We start from the raw sequence: 688 nt of genomic DNA on the forward strand, positions 1-688 counted from the left end.
GCCATGCCGAAACTGGCCCGAGCCTCAACCATTCCCATTGCGGCTGCCATATCTGGCCCTTTGAGCGAATCGGAAGAGGTAGCGCGAGGGGAATCCGTAATCATCTGGCTCTTGGCGCTGAACTGCTTAATTGCTGATTCTAGTTTCATTATGCCGCCCTCTTTGTGTAAATCTGCTCACGAACCTGATCACCATTCATAACAAAGTCATTAAAATCACCAGAATCAGGCCAGCGAACACTCACAGACATCAAATCGTTTTTTGCTCTGAGGTTGGCGGTGGCACAATTAAACGCTGCCGCCTGTCCGGTAGCTGAATGTTTATCCATATCAGCGAAAATAATGAGGTGCTTGACACCAGCCGGCACCCTGAACTTCTCCATGAATCCTGCGTTGATCACTGACCAGGTATTTATTCCGTACACCTGATAACAAGACAGGGCTGTTTCAATACCTTCAGCAATGCCCAACGTGGACGCAACGGGAAACATGCGTATGGCCACTGAACGAGCATGATCAAGGTAGTTCTGTTCCTGTAGTGATTTAAGTCGTTTGGCGCTATCGCCAATATTCGCTTTCTTATCCCCATCAAGCAGGGTCTGATGCAGGTAACAGAGTTCCCCCTTATCATCTGTTGCCAGAGAATAAAGCGCCTGATATACCCGCCCTGCATGCCGCTGTTTATCGCA

1 protein-coding gene is annotated in these 688 nt (G+C 49.0%); it reads right to left on the bottom strand.

Annotated features, from left to right (window positions below; genetic code table 11):
* Nucleotides 1–148: 148 nt before the first annotated feature.
* Nucleotides 149–688: toprim domain-containing protein (locus AEP37_RS23930; RefSeq protein WP_049615678.1), on the bottom strand; the 540-nt coding region annotated here is incomplete at its 5' end.

Source organism: Yersinia pekkanenii (assembly GCF_001152565.1).
Taxonomy (GTDB): Bacteria; Pseudomonadota; Gammaproteobacteria; order Enterobacterales; family Enterobacteriaceae; genus Yersinia; species Yersinia pekkanenii.